General features: G+C 68.5%; 19 protein-coding genes. 11 read left to right on the top strand and 8 right to left on the bottom strand.

Annotated features, from left to right (window positions below; genetic code table 11):
• Positions 1-9: 9 nt before the first annotated feature.
• The 3 genes from ACFWUU_RS34070 to ACFWUU_RS34060 all read right to left on the bottom strand — a co-directional run bounded on the left by ACFWUU_RS34070 (position 10) and on the right by ACFWUU_RS34060 (position 3407).
• Positions 10-570, bottom strand: coding sequence for a hypothetical protein (locus ACFWUU_RS34070; protein ID WP_380181721.1), 561 nt, complete (start codon positions 568-570; stop codon positions 10-12).
• A 108-nt stretch (positions 571-678) separates the two neighbouring features.
• A complete protein-coding gene (pcrA, locus tag ACFWUU_RS34065; RefSeq protein ID WP_380181719.1) occupies positions 679-3009 on the bottom strand; it encodes a DNA helicase PcrA in 2331 nt (776 codons plus the stop codon).
• Between the two features lie 41 nt (positions 3010-3050).
• Positions 3051-3407 (bottom strand): hypothetical protein, encoded by a 357-nt coding sequence (locus ACFWUU_RS34060; RefSeq protein ID WP_380181717.1) that lies wholly within the window; start codon positions 3405-3407, stop codon positions 3051-3053.
• Between the two features lie 98 nt (positions 3408-3505).
• Between ACFWUU_RS34060 and ACFWUU_RS34055 the strand changes: the two genes are divergently transcribed.
• Both ACFWUU_RS34055 and ACFWUU_RS34050 read left to right on the top strand, forming a co-directional pair.
• A complete protein-coding gene (locus ACFWUU_RS34055; protein WP_137252713.1) occupies positions 3506-4105 on the top strand; it encodes a ClpP family protease in 600 nt (199 codons plus the stop codon).
• Positions 4102-4710, top strand: a complete 609-nt coding sequence (locus ACFWUU_RS34050) for a ClpP family protease (protein WP_137252712.1) — start codon at positions 4102-4104, stop codon at positions 4708-4710. Before ACFWUU_RS34055 ends, ACFWUU_RS34050 begins: the two co-directional genes overlap by 4 nt.
• Here ACFWUU_RS34050 and ACFWUU_RS34045 read toward each other — a convergent pair.
• Complete coding sequence (locus tag ACFWUU_RS34045) at positions 4707-5777, bottom strand: serine hydrolase domain-containing protein (protein ID WP_380181715.1); 1071 nt, start codon at positions 5775-5777, stop codon at positions 4707-4709. The two genes, ACFWUU_RS34050 and ACFWUU_RS34045, sit on opposite strands and share 4 nt — an antisense overlap.
• A 43-nt stretch (positions 5778-5820) precedes the next feature.
• On the opposite strand from ACFWUU_RS34045, the gene ACFWUU_RS34040 reads away from it, so the two are divergent.
• Together ACFWUU_RS34040 and ACFWUU_RS34035 are read left to right on the top strand one after the other, a co-directional pair.
• The gene (locus ACFWUU_RS34040; protein ID WP_380181713.1) at positions 5821-6549 is read left to right on the top strand and encodes a PIG-L deacetylase family protein; all 729 of its coding nucleotides are present in this window, start codon (positions 5821-5823) and stop codon (positions 6547-6549) included.
• Positions 6550-6589: 40 nt separating this feature from the next.
• Entirely contained in the window at positions 6590-7321 is a 732-nt protein-coding gene (locus tag ACFWUU_RS34035) for an alpha/beta fold hydrolase (protein WP_380181711.1), read from the top strand.
• Here ACFWUU_RS34035 and ACFWUU_RS34030 read toward each other — a convergent pair.
• Positions 7310-8632 carry an aminopeptidase C gene (locus ACFWUU_RS34030; RefSeq protein ID WP_380181709.1) on the bottom strand — a complete coding sequence of 441 codons (1323 nt, stop codon included), beginning with the start codon at positions 8630-8632 and terminating at the stop codon, positions 7310-7312. The genes ACFWUU_RS34035 and ACFWUU_RS34030 overlap by 12 nt on opposite strands.
• A 137-nt stretch (positions 8633-8769) precedes the next feature.
• On the opposite strand from ACFWUU_RS34030, the gene rpsR reads away from it, so the two are divergent.
• Positions 8770-9012, top strand: a complete 243-nt coding sequence (rpsR, locus tag ACFWUU_RS34025; protein WP_137252708.1) for a 30S ribosomal protein S18 — start codon at positions 8770-8772, stop codon at positions 9010-9012.
• Between the two features lie 4 nt (positions 9013-9016).
• Here the strand turns inward: rpsR and ACFWUU_RS34020 are convergent, their stop codons facing one another.
• The 3 genes from ACFWUU_RS34020 to ACFWUU_RS34010 form a co-directional block, all read right to left on the bottom strand.
• Entirely contained in the window at positions 9017-10009 is a 993-nt protein-coding gene (locus ACFWUU_RS34020) for an ABC transporter permease (protein ID WP_380181707.1), read from the bottom strand.
• Between the two features lie 62 nt (positions 10010-10071).
• Positions 10072-10713, bottom strand: a complete 642-nt coding sequence (locus ACFWUU_RS34015; protein ID WP_137252706.1) for a response regulator transcription factor — start codon at positions 10711-10713, stop codon at positions 10072-10074.
• Positions 10710-12290 (bottom strand): PspC domain-containing protein, encoded by a 1581-nt coding sequence (locus tag ACFWUU_RS34010; protein ID WP_137252705.1) that lies wholly within the window; start codon positions 12288-12290, stop codon positions 10710-10712. The genes ACFWUU_RS34015 and ACFWUU_RS34010 overlap by 4 nt, the downstream gene beginning before the upstream one ends.
• Before the next feature lie 194 nt (positions 12291-12484).
• Here ACFWUU_RS34010 and ACFWUU_RS34005 point away from each other — a divergent pair, with 194 nt between their 5' ends.
• The 6 genes from ACFWUU_RS34005 (at position 12485) to ACFWUU_RS33980 (ending at position 17285) form a co-directional block, all read left to right on the top strand.
• Positions 12485-13834, top strand: a complete 1350-nt coding sequence (locus tag ACFWUU_RS34005; protein ID WP_380181705.1) for a PspC domain-containing protein — start codon at positions 12485-12487, stop codon at positions 13832-13834.
• The gene (locus ACFWUU_RS34000) at positions 13831-14022 is read left to right on the top strand and encodes a hypothetical protein (protein WP_130443947.1); all 192 of its coding nucleotides are present in this window, start codon (positions 13831-13833) and stop codon (positions 14020-14022) included. The genes ACFWUU_RS34005 and ACFWUU_RS34000 overlap by 4 nt, the downstream gene beginning before the upstream one ends.
• A 112-nt stretch (positions 14023-14134) precedes the next feature.
• The gene (locus ACFWUU_RS33995) at positions 14135-15274 is read left to right on the top strand and encodes a Cmx/CmrA family chloramphenicol efflux MFS transporter (protein ID WP_380181703.1); all 1140 of its coding nucleotides are present in this window, start codon (positions 14135-14137) and stop codon (positions 15272-15274) included.
• A 26-nt stretch (positions 15275-15300) separates the two neighbouring features.
• On the top strand, positions 15301-15516 hold the full coding sequence (locus tag ACFWUU_RS33990; protein ID WP_380181701.1) for a cold-shock protein: 216 nt from the start codon (positions 15301-15303) through the stop codon (positions 15514-15516).
• 57 nt (positions 15517-15573) lie between these two features.
• The gene (locus ACFWUU_RS33985) at positions 15574-16725 is read left to right on the top strand and encodes an L-histidine N(alpha)-methyltransferase (protein ID WP_380181699.1); all 1152 of its coding nucleotides are present in this window, start codon (positions 15574-15576) and stop codon (positions 16723-16725) included.
• Positions 16722-17285 (top strand): hypothetical protein, encoded by a 564-nt coding sequence (locus tag ACFWUU_RS33980; protein ID WP_380181697.1) that lies wholly within the window; start codon positions 16722-16724, stop codon positions 17283-17285. Before ACFWUU_RS33985 ends, ACFWUU_RS33980 begins: the two co-directional genes overlap by 4 nt.
• Positions 17286-17315 lie beyond the last annotated feature (30 nt).

Below are 17315 nucleotides of genomic sequence, written 5' to 3'. Positions count from 1 at the left end.
CGTAAGGGGTCAGCGCTGCCAGACTTCGGCGGTGGTCAGGAACGCGGACGATCCGGGCTTGTCCGGCGACCCGTCGACCTGCACGAACCCCGGCACCGACGCACCGCCGATCGAGACGGTCGCCGACCGGACCGGCGCGATCACCAGGCTCAGACTGTGGTTGCCCTCGGCGAGCTGGAAGTTGTCGGTCGCGAACAGCCGCCGGTCGAGTACGCCGCCCATCTCGATCTGGATGTCGGCCGCCTTCGCGCTCAGCCCGTCCGCGAGGTTCATCGACACCTGGACCAGATCCCGCTCGACGGCCGGCTCATGCCACGGCAGCCCCTGCACCTCGAGGAACGAGCGGACGAAGTACCGCTCCAGCCAGGAGGCGAGGTCGACGTCTTCGGAGACCACCCGGACGATCCCGTCGAACCAGAGCACGACCGCCGTACCCGAGCCGCGGATGGACCAGTCGACCATCCAGATCGAGGCGTACGCCGTCACCTTGCCGTTCTCGTCGAACAGCCGCAGCCCAGGATTGGCCCCCGCCAGAATGATCCGGCGGTTGCTGCCAGCCGACTTGGACATGAGGGAGGACACTTCCGGGGAGGGGGCCGAAGATCCTTGATTGTCTCAATCTCCGGCGCAGATGCAACGCAAACGTCCGAAAGGTTGACGCGGACTTGCCTTACCGACTCAGATCTTCTCCACCGGCGCGTACCGGAGCAGCAGCCGCTTGACGCCTTCGGAGCCGAAGTCGATATCGGCCTGCGCCTGCTGACCTTCGCCCCGGACCACGACGACCGTGCCCATCCCGAACGTGTCGTGTACGACGCGGTCGCCCGGGTTGAGGCTGATCACCGGCTTGTCGGAGGCGCTCCGGCGGGCCGGCTCGTACCGGCTCGGGATGCCGCTGCCGCGGACCGTCCCGGTACCGGACCAGCGGGTGATCGCGGACTCATCACGCCGCCAGTCGAGCAGCTCGCCCGGGATCTCCTCCAGGAACCGCGACGGCGGGTTGTGCTGCGGAGCGCCGTACGCCGAACGCACCGCGGCCCGCGAGATCGCCAGCCGCTGCCGGGCGCGGGTGATGCCGACGTACGCGAGCCGGCGCTCCTCCTCGAGCTCCTTCAGATCGGTCAGCGAACGCGAGTGCGGGAAGACGCCGTCCTCCATGCCGGTCAGGAACACGACCGGGAACTCCAGGCCCTTCGCGGTGTGCAGCGTCATCAGCGTGACCACGCCGTCGGTGGCCGCGTCCGGGATCTGGTCCGCATCGGCGACCAGCGCGACCCGCTCGAGGAACGCCTGTAGATCGGCGGCTTCACCGGCCGCGGTCCGCTCCTCGACGAATTCGCGCGCGACCGAGATGAACTCGTCCAGGTTCTCCAGGCGGGTCTCGTCCTGCGGATCCGGGGACTTCTGCAGCGTCTCGTAGTACCCCGAACGGTGCAGCGCGACGTCGAGGATGTCGTCCGGCGGAGCGCCCGAGTCGACCATCGCGGTCAGCTCGTCGAGGATGTCCACGAAGGCCTGTACGGCGTTCACCGAGCGCGATGCCATCGCCGGCGCGTCCTCGGCCCGGCGCATCGCGGCCGCGAACGAGATCCGGTCGCGGGCCGCCAGCGCCTCGATCGCCGCCTCGGCCCGGTCGCCGATCCCGCGCTTCGGCTCGTTCATGATCCGGCGCAGCGAGACGGTGTCCTCCGGGTTCGTCAGCACGCGCAGGTACGCGAGCGCGTCGCGGACCTCCTTGCGCTCGTAGAACCGGACGCCGCCGACGACCTTGTACGGATGGCCGGTGCGGATGAAGACCTCTTCAAAGACGCGGGACTGCGCGTTGGTCCGGTAGAAGACCGCGACGTCGGACGGCTTGATCCCGTCGGCGTCGGTGAGCCGGTCGATCTCATCGGCGACGAACTGCGCCTCGTCGTGCTCGTTGTCGGCGACGTACACCGCGATCTGCTCGCCCTGGCCCTGGTCGGACCAGAGGTTCTTCGCCATCCGGCCCTCGTTGCGGGCGATCACCGCGTTGGCCGCGGACAGGATCGTCTGGGTCGAGCGGTAGTTCTGCTCGAGCAGGATCGTCTCGGCGCCGGCGAAATCCTCTTCGAACGCGAGGATGTTGCGGATCGTCGCGCCGCGGAACGCATAGATCGACTGGTCGGAGTCGCCCACAACCATCAGCTCGGCCGGCGGCGCGGTCGGACCGTTGCCATCTGAATTGTTGATGGCGGCCGGATCCTCGCCACAGAGCTCGCGGATCAGCGTGTACTGCGCGTGGTTGGTGTCCTGGTACTCATCGACGAGCACGTGACGGAAGCGGCGGCGGTAGTACTCACGGACCTCGGGGAAGGCCTGCAGCAGGTTGACCGTGGTCATCAGCAGGTCGTCGAAGTCCAGCGCGTTCGCCTGGGCGAGGCGCTCCTGGTACGTCCGGTAGCACTCGGCGTACGTCTCCTCGAGATGGTTCTCGGCCTTCGCCGCCGCCGTCTCGTGGTCGATCAACTCGTTCTTCTGGGTGCTGATCCAGTTCAGCACGGCGCGCGGGTTGTACCGCTTGACGTCGAGGTCGAGCTCGCGGCAGACCAGCGTCATCAGCCGGCGCGAGTCGGTGTCGTCGTAGATCGAGAACGTCGAGCTGATCCCGAACCGCTTGATGTCGCGGCGGAGGATCCGCACACATGAGGAGTGGAACGTCGAGACCCACATCAGCTTCGCCCGCGGCCCGACCAGCTCCACCACCCGCTCGCGCATCTCCGCGGCGGCCTTGTTGGTGAACGTGATCGCCAGGATCGACCCGGGGTGCGCGTCGCGGGCCGCCAGCAGGTAGGCGATCCGCCGGGTCAGCACCCGGGTCTTGCCCGAGCCCGCACCGGCCACCACCAGCAGCGGCTTGCCGCTGTGCACCACGGCCGCGCGCTGCTGCGGATTCAGCCCCTCGAGCAGCGAATCCGGGTCGGTCCGGGACGTCTTCGGCTCCTCCAGCGGCACTGGGAGCTCATCAGGCGAGAACAGCGTAGTCATCACTCAACACCTTAGGCGCTCCCGCCGACAGTTACCGAAAGCTAGGAGAGTTGGCGGGTGAGGTGGAGCACGACCGGGGTGGCCGCGCCGAGCCAGAGCAGCTTGGCGGAGTTGTCGTCGTACGACGTGATCCGCAGCCCCGGGACGCCTTCGATCGTGCCTTCGTAGTCCTTCGCGGCGAGGTGCGCGACGACGTCGGCGAGCTCCGGCCCGTCCGACCACTCGATCCGGGCCAGGTCGGGACGCGCCTGCCACATGTCCACCCAGGCCGCCGGGTCCTCGCTGAACAGCGTCGTACGCAGGATCATCGACGCCGCACCGAGCAGCGTCGCCGCCGGGGTCGCCGTCAGTTCGAGCAGCACACGCTCCTGCTCGGACAACTCGTCAGTCAGAATCACCCGCAGGAGCCTGCCACAGCATCAGCTTTGCTGTGGGCAGACTTGCCGTGAGCAGAAAAGCTGGGGTACGGCGTTCCGCCCGCGTCAGGGTGGATGACATGGCAGAAGACATGAAAGCGCCGTTGTTCAACGAGACTGCCCGGCAGCGGTTGCTCGGGCAGCGGATCGTCGTCCTGGACCGAGCCCTCGACGACGACCTCGGGACCCTCCTGACCACCCAGATCATGACGCTCGCGGCCGAGGACCCGGACACCGACATCGCGTTCTGGATCCACTCGCCGGGCGGCTCGGTGCCGTCGATGCTCGCGATCCGCGACGCGATGCGGCTGGTGCCGTGCGACGTGTCGACGCTGGCGATCGGGCTGGCCTGCAGCGCAGGGCAGTTCCTGCTGTCGGCCGGTACGCCGGGCAAGCGCTACGCCCTGCGGCACGCCCGCATCCTGATGCACCAGGGCTCGGCCGGGATCGGCGGCTCCGCGGTGGAGATCGAGATCCAGGCCAACGACCTGCGGCACATCCGCGACACCGTGCTCGGGCTGATCGCCGACGACACCGGCCAGCCGTTCGAGACCGTGCACGAGGACTCGCTGCACGACCACTGGTACACCGCCGACCAGGCCCGCACGTACGGCTTCATCGACCACATCGTCGAGTCGTTCGACCAGGTCATGCCGAAGCTGAAGGAGGTAGCGGCATGAGCAGCTACACGATCCCCAACGTGATCGCCCAGCATCCGCGGGGCGAGCGGATCATGGACGTCTACTCGCACCTGCTCAGCGAACGCATCATCTACCTGGGTACGGCGATCGACGCCGGCGTCGCGAACGCACTGATCGCACAGCTCCTGCACCTCGAGGTCGACAAGCCCGAGCAGGAGATCAACCTGTACATCAACTGCGAGGGCGGCGACATGACCGCCATGCTCGCGATCTACGACACCATGCAGTACATCCAGTCGCCGGTCGCCACGTTCTGCGTCGGGCAGGCGATCTCGGCCGGAGCGGTCCTGCTGGCCGGGGGTGCGGCCGGGCGTCGCGCCGTACTGCCGCATGCGCGGATCGTCCTGCACCAGCCGGCGGCGAGTGGCCGGGGCACGATCCCGGACCTGATCCTGCAGGCCGACGAGGTCGTGCGGGTCCGCGGCCAGGTCGAGTCGATCCTGGCGCGGCACACCGGTCAGACGATCGAGCAGCTGCGGCACGACACCGATAGGGACCACGTGCTGACGGCGGAAGGTGCCAAGTCGTACGGCATCGTCGACCACGTGATCACCGAGCGGCTCCAGGTGCCCGCACTCGCCTAGCCGGCCGCCTCGAGCACCTTGTCGGCGACGGCGGCGTGGTGGGTGAGGTCGGCGGTCGGACGGCCGACCCGGTTGGTCAGGTACGCGTACGCGATCTGGCGGTCCGGGTCGGCCCACCCGATGCAGCAGTTGCTCCCGTTGTGGCCGAACGTCCGCGGACTGCTCAGCGATCCGAGCGACGTCGACGCGCCCTCGATCCACCGCGGTCCACCGAGCTGAAACCCTTGCGACCAACGGATCGGCGCCCGCGCTGTCCGGTCGATATCACCTTCGCTGCTCGGCTCGCACGCCACCGCAAGCGTCTCGGGTCGCAGCAGATGTCCGCCGAGCAACGCCTGATAGAACGTGACCAGATCCCGCGCCGTCGTCGACATCCCAGCCGCCGGTACGACGGCCTCGCGCGTACTGCGCCGATTCACCACGGACTGGATGAACGGCCCGAGCGGACCGGTCGCACGGATCGGCACATGCCGGTCCCACACGTCGTCGGGCAACCCGAGGTACGTGTCGGCGACCCCGAGCGGCTCGAGGACGAATCGTCGTACCAGCTCGTGGATCGGGATGCCGCTGCAGCGCCGGGCGACCTCGCTCAGGATGAACCCGAAGGCGAGCGGGCTGTACGCGACGGTGCCGATCGGCCAGCGGGGTTTGGACTCCTCGATCCGCTGCAGCGAACGGGTCCAGTCGGTCATCGCGCGGACCTCACCGACGTACGAGCCGGCATTCGTCACGCCGGACCGGTGCCGCAGGACATGGCGGACGGTGATCTCGCGCTTCCCGTTCTCCCCGAACTCCGGCCAGTACGCCGCGACCGCGTCGTCCAGGTGCAGCCGGCCGGACTCGACGAGCTGGTGGATCACCACAGCGAGGTACGGCTTGCTTGCGGAGAAGAGCCAGAACAACGCGTCCGGTGGACACCCGAAGGAGCGATCGACGACCACCCGACCGTCGCGGACAACGCACAGCTGCGCGATCGTTCCGCGGGTCTCGATCAACTCAATCGCTTGTGTCAGCAGGTCCGGGTCGAGGCCGGCGTCCTGCGGATCGCACGTGCCACCGAACTCCATGAATTCAACTGTGCCCATCCAGGCAAACGGATAGGCTCGCCGAGTGACCGTGCCTGAGGCGAATCCGCGACCGGACAGCGAAATCGAGCGGGTGCTGGTGGTGGTCGCGCACCCCGACGACATCGATTTCGGCGGCGCCGGCACGGTCGCAGTGTGGACCAAGGCCGGAATCGACGTGCACTACTGCATCGTCACGGACGGTCAGGCCGGCGGCTTCGAGCCGGAGCGGGATCGGGCCGAGATTCCCGCCGTACGACGGGCCGAGCAGACCGCGGCCGCGGAACACGTCGGGGTCCACGACCTGCACTTCCTCGGGTACGACGACGGCGCGGTCGAGCCGACGTTCGAGCTGGTCCGCGACATCAGCCGGGTGATCCGCACGGTCCGTCCGCAGCGCCTGCTCACGCAATCGCCCGAGCGCGTGTGGTCCCGCCTCCAGGTCTCCCACCCGGACCACCTGGCCGCGGCCGAGGCCGCCGTACGGGCGTTCTACCCAGCCGCGGGCAACCCGTACGCGTACACCGACGTGGCCGAGGAGGCCTGGGACGTCGACGAGCTGTGGATGATGGACCACCCGGACATCAACCACCACGTCGACATCACCGACACCTTCGACCAGAAGCTGGCCGCGCTGATGTCCCACACCAGCCAGCACCGCGACCCCGAAGGCCTGCTCAAGGGCATCCGGGCCAACTTCAACCGCGTGGCCACCGCCGCCGGCTTCCCGCCCAACCACTACGCCGAAGCCTTCACCGTCATCCGGATGCGCTAATCGGTTTGCAGCCCGTCGCCCGACCAGTCAGGGTGCGGGCATGACGATTTCTCACGCAGTTGCCGGCGACGGACCTGATCTCCTCCTGGTGCACGCGGGCGTGGCTGATGCGCGGATGTGGGCCAGGCAGGTCGAGGAGCTCAAGGCGGACCACCGCGTGATCACGCTGGACCTGCGCGGGTACGGCGAGACCCCGCTGGAGCCGGGAGCGAAGTACTCCGATGCCGGCGATGTGCTCGCGCTGCTCGACGAGCTGGGCGTGGAGAGCGTTACCGCGGTCGGAGCGTCGTACGGCGGGTACGTCGTACAGCAGGTCGCCAGCCGGGCGCCGGAGCGGTTCAACCGGCTGGTGCTGCTGTGCGCGCCGACCGACAACGTCGTACCCGACGACAACCTGCGGGCGTTGTGGTCGGAGGAGAACGCCCTCCTGGAGGCAGGAGACGTCGACGGTGCGACCGAGCTCACCGTCCAGCGGTGGATCGGTCCGGAGGCGGACGACGAGGCGCGAGCGCTGCTCAGGACCATGCAGCGGCGTGCGTACGACGTACAGCTCGCGGCCGGGGACGTCGAGAACGAGGAGTACCCGGTGGAGCCGGAAAAGATCAGCGCGCCCGTGAGGCTGATCACGGGCGCGCATGATTTCGCGTTCTTCACCAACAGCGCGGACTACCTGGCCGAACGGCTGCCGACGGTGGAGCGGATCCACCTCCCGTGGGCCGGCCACCTGCCGACCCTCGAGCGTCCGGCCGAGGCGCTGGGACTAATCCGCTAGGGCGCCCATCGGGTCCCAGGCCGGGAGCACGATCGGCTCGTCGTCCAGACGGGCCTGCAGCTCGGCCGGCAGCGCGGAACGGCGTACGGCGATCTCGAAGACGTGCTCGCCGAACCACGAGTCGTTCATGGTCCAGAAGCCGCTGTCGGCCTTCTCGTCACCCCAGCTGTTCTCGACCCGCCAGCGCCGCGGCTTGCCGTCGACCAGGTCGACACCGGTGAACAGCATCGCGTGCGTCATCAGCGTCTCGTGGTGGACCAGCCGCTCGGCCTTGTCCAGGGTGAACTCGGTGTCGTAGACCGAGCCGTAGTCGTACAGCTTGGCGTCCCAGAAGCCGAGGTCGGAGTTCATCTGCTTGCCGACGTCGCAGCCGAACCAGACCGGCTCGCCGCCGACGATCGCGTCCTGGGTGAGCTGCTTCATCAGGTCGATCTCGACGTTCAGGTAGACCACCGGCGGGGCGTCGATGACGTTGCCGAGGTAGTCGACGGTGAAGGTCTTGCCGACCGGGCTGGTCGAGCGCGGGTCGTGGACGAGGCAGACGTAGTCGTCGACCGGCAGCTGCACGTACTCCGCCGCGAACTCGAGCGGCGTCGTCCAGCCGTCACGGTGGAAGCCCTTGTCGGAGTCCTTCCACTGCCACAGGAACTTCTGCGGCGGCGTGCCGAGGTGGATGCTCAGCACCCGGTGCACGGTGGTCAGGATCTCGCGCTTGCGCTCGCGCCGGGCCTCGTCACCCTCGAGCGCGCGCAGGTCGCGCGCACCCTGGCGCAGCAGCTTGCGCAGCGCGTCGTTGAGCTGGGCCGTCGCGGACGAGCTCTCGGTCTCCGGCATCGCCGACTTCGGCACCAGGCCGTGCTTACGGACGATCGCGATGAACATGTTCCACTGGCCGCCGTCGCTGATCGGGTCGGACAGCAGGTGCGCCACCGTCCGGTCGTCGGCGTCCCGGTCGGCGGTCTCGATCATCGCCTCGAGGAAGAAGTTGGCCCGCTCGAACTTGTCCCAGAACAGCACGTAGTTCTGCGAGAACTCGAAGTCCTTGACCCCGAGCTTCCCGGCCGCGCCGACCCGGAGCAGGTTCAGGCCGGCGAACATCCAGCACCGGCCGCTCTTCTTCTGGTTCGTCACCTTCCAGTCGTCCAGAAGGTTCGACACCGAATGGTCGATCGAGGTGACGACCTGACGGTCGAGGGCAATGCTGTTGACCGGCGTCTGCGTGACGGCGTTCTGCATCACCCGGTACTGCGGGTTCGACGCGAACTCCTTCTCGAAGAGCGCGAGCTGATCGGCTGTGAGATTCCGCTCCATAAGAGTCGACGGTATAACAGCCACCAAGCCGGGACCGCCGGTATCGGGGTGGCGAATCCATGCCCTGGCCGAAACGCGCCACCGATGGACACCTGCGCTACGCTAGTTGAAAACGACATTCAAGAAGGAGCGGTGCCATGCCCCGACGCCCGGCCCCGACCGGAAAGCGCAAGCCGAAGCAGAACCCGCTGGACCGCGACGGCATCACCTACATCGACTACAAGGACACCGCGCTGCTGCGGAAGTTCATCTCCGACCGCGGCAAGATCCGCTCCCGCCGGGTCACCGGACTGTCGGTGCAGCAGCAGAAACAGGTCGCCCGCGCGATCAAGAACGCCCGCGAGATGGCCCTGCTGCCGTACACGTCCGCCGGCCGCTGATCAGCTACTGCAGCCTGACCCGGGGGTCGATCACGCTGTAGGCGAGGTCGACGATCAGGTTCATCGCGACCAGTAGCACCGAGCCGAGCAGGACCGAGCCCATGATCAGCGGCAGGTCGTAGTCGCTGACGGCGTCCAGCGCCAGTACGCCGAGCCCGGGCAGGTCGAAGATCTTCTCGGTGAAGATCGCGCCGGACAGGCTGGCGGCCAGGTCCAGGCCGAAGATCGTGACGACCGGGATCAGCCCGGCCCGCAGCGCGTGCTTGTAGGTGACGACCCGATCCGACAGCCCCTTGGCCCGAGCGGTCCGGATGAAGTCCTCGTTCAGCGTCTCCACCATCGACCCGCGGGAGTAGCGGGCGTAGTCCGTGCAGCCGTAGACGCTCAGGATCACCCACGGCGCCACCAGGCCGGTGAACCAGTGCCACGGGTTCTCCAGCGGCGACACCCAGCCGCTCCTCGGCAGGATCGGGTAGAGGATCGTCAGGTAGAGCGCCGCCATCAGCCCGACGATGTAGTACGGCACCGAGCTGATCAGCAGCGTGCCGCTCATCAGCAGACGGTCCCCCGGCGTACCGCGTCGTCTGGCCGACATCGCGCCGGCCGTCACGCCGATGGTCAGCACGAGTACGCCGTACCCGAGGACCAACGAGGCGGTCACCGGCAGCCTGGACATCAGCGTGCCGGTCACCGGGCGGTCGTTCTTGAACGAGAAGCCCAGGCACGGCGCCGAGCAGTGCTGGACCACGCCGGACGTCTCGAAGTCGCGGCCGACCACGATGCCCGCGGCGTACCGGGTGAACTGCTGAACCTTCGGCTCGTCGAGGTGCAGGTTCTTCTTGATCTCGAGGTACCGCGACTGCGGGCACTTGCGCTCACCGCAGATCGCCGCCGCGGGATCCGTGGGCGCGATGAAGAACAGCGCGAACGTCGCCGCCAGAGTGACCGCGACCACACTGATCGCGGACGCCACCCGTCGCAGCACGTAATGGAACATGACCCTGCCCCCTCCAATCCCCACCCGGTTGGTGGAGATTACCCCGAAGGGGGCAGTTCAGGTCAGACCAGGCGTCGGTCGGTTGCCCAGCGGGTCAGCTCGTGCCGGTTGGACAGCTGCAGCTTCCGTAGTACCGAGGAGACGTGGGTCTCGACGGTCTTCACCGAGATGAACAGCTCGCGGGCGACTTCCTTGTACGCGTAGCCGCGCGCGATCAGCCGCAGTACTTCGCGCTCACGCTGGGATAGCCGGTCCAAATCCTCGTCCACCGAGGCGATGTCGATCGCGCCGGAGAAGGCGTCCAGCACGAAGCCGGCCAGCCGCGGCGAGAACACCGCGTCACCGTCGGCGACCCGGTTGATCGCGTCGATCAGCTCGGTGCCGGAGATGTTCTTGGTGACGTACCCGCGGGCGCCGGCCCGGATCACGCCGATCACGTCCTCGGCCGCGTCCGACACCGACAGCGCGAGGAACTTGACGTCCGGGTGCCGCTGGTGCACCTGCTTCATCACCTCGGTGCCACCGCCGCCGGGCAGGTGCACGTCGAGCAGTACGACGTCGGGCTCGGTGCCGACGATCGCCTTGACCGCGGTGTCGACGTCGGATCCCTCCCCGACGATGTCGACCGAGGCGCCGATCTCGCTGCGTACCCCGGCCCGGAACATGTCGTGATCGTCGACGACGACAACGCGCCTGCTGCTCATCTGTCCATCTCCAGTCGCACTTCGGTCCCCGTCTCCGGATCGGACCGCACTGTTGCGCGGCCGCCGTGCCGTTCCATCCTGCCCATCACACTGTGTCGCAGGCCGAGCCGGTCGTCCGGCACCTCGTCGACCACGAAACCCTTGCCCCGGTCGCGGACGAACATCTCGACCCGGTCGCCGTCGACCTCGACGAACACGTCGATCTTCGCAGCTCCGGAGTGCTTTGCGGCGTTCACCATCGATTCGCGCGCGGCCCGGACCATCGACGACAGCGGCTCGGTCAGGTCGCAGTCACCGACCGTGATCACCTCGATCGGTACGCCGTGCGAGTCCTCGACCTCGGCCGCGGCCCGCTTCGCCGCGCTGGCGATGGTCTGGTCGGTGGTGTCGTCCTCGTCGTACAGCCAGGACCGCAGCTCGCGCTCCTGCGAGCGCGCCAGCCGGGTGACGGCCTTCGGGTCCTCGGCCTGCTTCTGGATCAGCGCGAGCGTCTGCAGCACCGAGTCGTGCAGGTGCGCGGCCATGTCGGCGCGCTCCTGGGAGCGGACCCGCTCGGCCCGCTCGGAGTTCAGGTCGCGGCTCAGCCGGTGCACCCACGGCCCGGCGATGACACCGATGCCGACGACGGCGAGCAGCAGCGCGATGAGTACGTCGCCGACCATCGAGAGCCGGCCGTTCTGGACCAGGAACAGGGTGACCGCGGTACCGATCAGGATCAGGCCGACGGCGATCCGGATGAGCGACTTCCAGCCGCCCTTGCCGAGCACCAGGCCGAGGATCGGGACGCGGATGTCCTGCGTCCACTTGTCCTTCTGGTTCTCGTCCGCCTGCCGCCAGATCAGCGCGAGACCGGTCGCAGCGAACACCAGCGGCCAGAACAGCTTCCCGGCGATCCCGAACCCGGCCACCTGCAGCAGCAGGCACAGACCGATGCCGATGGCCACCAACGCGGGCAGCTGGCCGCGGCTCTTCTCCCGCTTCCGCTGCTTCGCCTCGGCCACCGGTGGCGGCGGCTCGTCGGAGCGCATTCCGCTCCGGGTGTGCGCGGCGAGGCCGGGCGCGCCAGGGATGTTGTCCGGCGCGAGCGGCATCAGGAACCAGAGAGCTGCATAGATCAGTACGCCGAAGCCGCCGAAGACTGTGGTCGCGATCAGGACCAGGCGAACGATGGTGTCCGATACGCCCAGGTGGTCCGCGATCCCGCCGGCCACACCCGCGACGACACGACCTTCTGTACGCCGGTACGCCCGGCGAGGCGGGTCCGTCGGCTGCCGAGGCGGGAGCGCCGCCCCGGGACCGGCCGATCCGGACTGGCCGTACGGCGGGGGCGTCCACGCGCCACCTGCTCCCGGCGCGTACTGGTGGCTGCCGGCGTGGTGGGTGCCGGCGGCCTGCTCCGCGGCCATGCGGGCGGCGTAGGCGGCGTACGGGCCTTGGTACTGCCCGGGGCCTTCGGGACCCCAGCCTTTGTAGCGCCACTGCTCTTGCCCGGACTGTGCAGACTGGGCAGGCGGCTGCTCGGGCTGGCCTCCGTTCGTGGAGGTCCCGCCCGGCGGCGCGGCTGCTGGCTGGCTCATCACAACGATCGTCACATGTGGACGGGCCGCACACCAGCAGGCTTGTCCCCGGCCGCCTCCTCAACGCCCGCGCGCCTGGCTCAGGGGCGGCTCGGGGATAACCCTGAAGCCCCCGCCCGCCCCGGCCGGACTCGGGGGATCGTCAGGGTGCATCCCGATGTTCCGCGCCCGCGTGTGGTGTGAGTATCGATGACATGGAGCAGAACCAGAGTGGACCCGGTGGGTTCGACCGCGACCGCCTGCAGAACCCGCAGACGTGGCGGCGCAGCAGGTCGGACCGTTGGGTCGCCGGTGTCTGCGGCGGCATCGGCCGCGCGCTGAACATCGACCCCGTGCTGATCCGCGTGGTGATGGCCGTACTGATCCTCAGCGGTCCCGGGATCATCTTCTACATCGCCGCCTGGGTGCTGATGCCCGACGAGGGCAGCGACCGCTCGGCGGCGCAGGGTCTGCTCGGTGACCGGGTCCGTCCCGACCACCCGTGGCTGTGGCCGGTCGTGATCGGCGCCTGTGTGTTCGCCGCGATCGCGATGATGTCCTCGTTCGACTTCGGCCGGTTCGTTCCCGGTCCGCTGATCGTGCTCGCGGTGATCTTCGTGGTCGCCAAGCAGCGTAAGAACGGCGGGATCGGCCGCGGCCGGCGCAGCCAGTACATGGGCGGTCCGAACGCGAACTGGACCGGCCAGGACACCAACTGGACCGGTCGCCCGCAGGACACCACGCCCGTCCAGCAGGCCACTTCGGCGTACGCGTCTCCTCAAGGCACCACCCAGTACGACCCGTCAGCTCCCCCGGCGGGTCCGTCGTCCTCGGCCACACAGCGACCCCAGGACCGCACCGTCGAACCGGTCCAGCCTGTGTGGACCGAGGACGACCCTCTCGGCCTGTACGTCGACGAGCCGGCCGGCACCACCCCGCCGGTCAGCACCGAGCCCGCCGGACCGCCCGCCAAGGGCATGCGCGGGATCAAGTCGATCGTCGTCGTACTGACCGGTCTCGCGATCGGTATCGCCGCGCTGGCCGGCGCCTCCACGGCGACCATGCTGGTCATCGGCCTGGCCACGCTCGGCGCCGGCATGCTGCTCGGCGGGTTCGTCGGCCGCACGCTGGCCCTGCTGCCGCTGGGCATCCTGCTCGCGGCCGGTGCGGTGGCGAGCACGGTGTTCCCGAACGTGCCGCGCAACTTCGCCGACACCAACTACGTCGCGCCGGTCGGCCAGACCATCACCGCGACCGGGACCAGCTACCAGTTCGACGCCGGGTCGGTGCATCTGGACCTGACCAAGGCGAAGTTCGGCCCGGGCGCGAAGGTAGACGTCCACGGCGGTGCCGGCGAAGTGATCGTCAAGCTGCCCTCGAACGTCGACGTGACCGGCAACCTGTCGGCCGAAATGGGAGACGTTGCCTTCCTCAACCAGCACCAGGGCGGACATAATGCCGAGCTGAACCTCAACGACCTGGGCACGGACGGCAAAGCCGGCCCGCAGCAGGTCACCCTGGACCTGGATGTCAGGCTGGGCAGCATCAAGGTGGAGCGCGGATGAGCCAGCAGCCACGCAAGACGAAGCCGGACGTTCCCGGTGTCGTGACGGGCGCGGTCCTGACCGGCGCGGCCACGATCTGGATGCTGACCGAGAACGGCGTCCTGCAGACCGACGACCTCGGCGTCACCAGCGCCCTCCTCCTCGTCACAGCCGGCGTCCTCGGCCTGGCCGCCTCCCGCCGCGGTTAACTCGATGGACGGCTTCCCCGCCGTTCCCTAGGCTCGCGGCATGTCCAGCCCGGAGGCCGACAGACCGTAACCACCGATGACGCATTCCATCGATGGTTACGGGAGTATCTCCATGCCTTTCGTGCTGTACCTGCTCGGCCTGGCCGTGTTCGCCCAGGCGACCTCTGAATTCATGCTCTCCGGGCTCGGCCCGGACATCGCCCAGGACCTGGGCGTCGCGATTCCCACCGCCGGTTGGCTGACCTCGGCGTTCGCGCTCGGCATGATCGTCGGCGCTCCGGCGATCGCGGTCCTCGGCGCCCGCTGGCCGCGACGGCGGACGCTGCTGGTGACACTGACCGTCTTCCTCGCCGTCCACGTGGTCGGCGCGCTGACGACCAGCTTCGTCGTACTGCTGATCACCCGCATCCTGGCCGCGCTCGCGAACGCGGGATTCCTGGCCGTCGCGCTCGCGACCGCGACCAGTCTGGTCCGCCCGGACGCGAAGGGACGTGCGACCTCGGTTCTGCTCGGCGGTACGACGCTCGCGTGCATCGTCGGCGTACCGGCTGGTGCTCTGCTCGGTTCGTCCTTCGGCTGGCGGTCCGCGTTCTGGGCGGTCGCGATCATCTCGTTGCCTGCGCTGATCGCGATCCTGCGCTCGGTCCCGGCCCGCGGGACCGGTCCGGCCACGATCGGGCGGTTCCGGGTCGGCCGACGGCTCGGCGTACTGCTGCTGCTCGGGGCGCTCGTCAACGGTGCGACGTTCTGCTCGTTCACCTATCTGGCGCCGGTCGTGACCGAAGTCACCCGTCTCGGCGTGGGCTGGGTGCCGCTGATGCTCGCGCTCTTCGGTCTCGGATCCTTTGCCGGCGTCACCGTCGCCGGCCGGTACGCCGATCGCGGCAACCACCTGCTCGTGTTGGTTGCCGGTGGCATCTTGCTGCTCGGCTGGTGTGCGTTCGCACTGACCGCCGCGCACGTCGTACCGACCGTCGTTCTGGCTTTCCTGCAAGGCGGTTTGTCCTTCGCGATCGGCTCGACGCTGATCGCCTACGTCCTGTACGCCGGCGCCGAGTCCCCAGTCCTGACCGGTGGACTCGCGACCGCCGCGCTCAACGTCGGAGCGGCCGCGGGGCCTGTCCTCGGCGGCCTGGCGATCGGGGCCGCCGGGTTCCGCGGGCCGCTGTGGGTCAGCGCCGCGCTGGTGGGCACCGCGCTCTGCGTGGCGGCGGGCTCGGTTAGGCTTGTTCATCGCGAGGGGCCCGGATAAGTGGGTTCCGTGGTCGAGGAGTTCCGATGGTGCGCGGCACCGTGAAGTGGTTCAACGCCGACAAGGGCTACGGTTTTCTTGCCGTCGAGACCGGTGGCGGCGGCGAGGTGGACGACGTGTTCGTGCACTGGAGCAAGATCGTGTCGGACGGGTACAAGACCCTCGAGGACGGCCAGCAGGTCGAGTTCCAGATCGTCGACGGCCCCAAGGGCCGGGAAGCAGACGCAGTCACGCCGATCTGACCAGCGGTCTGGTCCGGCAACCGATAGCCTGACGTCTCATCGTGTGAGGGGTGAGACGTGGCAGAGCCGGTACCCGTGATCCGGAAGCTCGAGCATGCGCTGGCCGACGACGACTTCGCCTGGTCCTTGCTGCTCGTCGGCGAGGATCAGACCGACAAGCTCGCGACGCTGACCGGTGACCTGCGCGGGCCGGTCTCGACGACCGGTGACGGCAAGCAGATCACGTCCGGCTTCTCGTACTGGGGTATCGGTCCGACGATCGCCTGGGCGAACGCCACCAACGACCCGTTCTACCTGGTCATGAAGGCGGGTGCCGAGTCGTTCCTGCGGCACTGGCGCAAGGTCCGCCCGCACGTCGAGGACGGCGGCTTCCACCTGGTCAGCCTCGGCGTCGGCACCGGCGTGAAGGACCGCACGATCCTCAGCGACATGCGCCGGAACAACCCGGGCATGTACTACATCCCGGTCGACATGAGCTCGGAGATGCTGCGGATGGGCACGCTGGAGCCCGTCCGCGGCGCCCGCTTCCCGGTCTCCCACGTGCTGCCCGTGCAACTGGACTTCTCGATCGCCGACAACATGGACGAGCTCGCCCAGATGCTCGCCCGGCTGGTCGGCAACGATCCGATCCTGTTCACGCTCACCGGCAACACGCTGGCCAACTTCGAGAGCGACGAGGAGCTGCTCAGCACCCTCACCCGCGTACTGCGGCCGCAGGACCGGCTGCTGCTCGAGGTGGCCAGCACCACCCGACTCGACCAGGAGACCGCGGACGCGGCGGCCGACGAGTACCACCAGACCCGCGCGTTCGCGGAGTTCGTCACCAGCGCCCTGCGGTACAACACCGACCTCAAGATCAACAACGACCGGGTCAAGTTCATCGGCGAGGTCGAGGACGAGGACGCGCTACTGGTCAAGATCCTCTGGCAGAACGACACCGACAGCGAGATCCGGATGGAGCTGCCGGACCACACCGAGGTGGTGCTGCCGATCGGCGACACGATCCGGCTCTACACCACCCGCAAGTACTCGACCACCCGGCTCAAGCGGCTCACCGAGGCCTGCCAGCTGACACCGGTCGAGGCGATCCAGTCCCAGTTCCGGTACACCCGCCGTCCGAACCCGTTCGGCCTGGAGCTGCTCCTGCTCGCACCGGACGCGGCCGGCGAGGCGGCACACAGCCTCGCCGACGACATCTGGGCAGTATGACCCGGCGCACCGTCGTCACCGTGGTGACGTACGGGCTGCTCGGGGTGGCGTTCGTTCTCGGCATCATCTGGTTCTTCTGGCCGGGGAACTCGCGCTGGGAACCGGCCGTCAACACCCTCACGCTGGTCGCCGGGCTGAGCGGCATCTTCGTCGAGCGGCTCACAGCCGAGGCGGAGCGGCGTACCGAAGTACTGCGGGCTGTGGTGGACGAACTGCAGGAGAACACCCGGCTGCTCAACGACGAGCGGTTCTCGCCTGACGCACCCACGAGTCGGCAGGTGTACCCGCGGCTGGTGGTGTCCGCGGTCGATCTCGCGCTGGTGTCTGGCGCGCTGGGGCTTCACCGCGATGCCGACCTGGTCGGGCTGCTGCACCGCTGGCGGGACACCGTGCACCTGTTCAACCGGCGCCTCGACCTGACCGAGATCAGCACGTTCTCGAACACGATCTCGTCCGCGGAGCTGGCCGCCTTCCATCGTGCGCTGCATCGCGAGAACAGCTACTTCGCCGCGACCCGGGAGAAGCTGCAGAACCTGCTCGCGGCGATCCCGCAGCCTTAACGGCCGAGGCCGAAACCGGAGCTGCTGCTG

The organism is Kribbella sp. NPDC058693, from assembly GCF_042715335.1.
GTDB lineage: Bacteria > Actinomycetota > Actinomycetes > Propionibacteriales > Kribbellaceae > Kribbella > Kribbella jiaozuonensis.
The sequence above is the reverse complement of the archived record's forward strand: the minus strand, read 5'-3'. Positions and strand labels throughout refer to the sequence as shown.